This window comes from Bradyrhizobium sp. 142, from assembly GCF_023074015.1.
Taxonomy (GTDB): domain Bacteria; phylum Pseudomonadota; class Alphaproteobacteria; order Rhizobiales; family Xanthobacteraceae; genus Bradyrhizobium.
Window position 1 is genome coordinate 1 of the sequence record NZ_JADPKQ010000129.1, and the last position, 584, is coordinate 584.

The window sequence follows — 584 nt, forward strand, 5'->3', positions numbered from 1 at the left end:
CGTGCTACGAGGCGGGTCTCGACGGCCACTGGCTGCATCGATGGCTGATGGGACAAAGTGTCATCAACCATGAAATCGATCCCTCCAGCATCGAGGTGAACCGGCGCGCCCGGCGCGCCAAGACCGACCGGATCGATCTGGAGAAGCTGATGCGGACATTCCTCGCCTATCTGCGGGGCGAGCCGCGGGTGTGCAGCATGGTCCACGTGCCGAGTGTTGAGGATGAAGACCGCAAGCGCCGCACCCGGGAACGCGAGCGCTTGCTCAAGGAACGCACGGCTCACACCAACCGCATCAAGGGACTGCTGCACGGCCAAGGCATCCGCGATGTCAACCCGCTGGCGCGGACATTCATCAAGGATATTGCCAGGCTGCGCACCGGCGACGGTCGTCCGCTGCCGACGCGGCTCAAGGAGGAGATTGCACGCGAGCACGAGCGGCTGTGCCTGGTGGCCCGGCAGCTCGCCGAACTCGAGGCCCACAGCCGCGCCGAACTGCGCAGCCCACAGCCCGCTTCGCCGCAAGCCAGGATCATGCAGCTCATCGATCTCAAGAGCATCGGCTCGGTCGGCGGTGAGGTGCTG

1 pseudogene is annotated in these 584 nt (G+C 65.6%); it reads left to right on the forward strand.

Annotated features, from left to right (window positions below):
- A pseudogene (locus IVA82_RS13035) lies at positions 1-584 on the forward strand (IS110 family transposase); the annotation flags it as partial.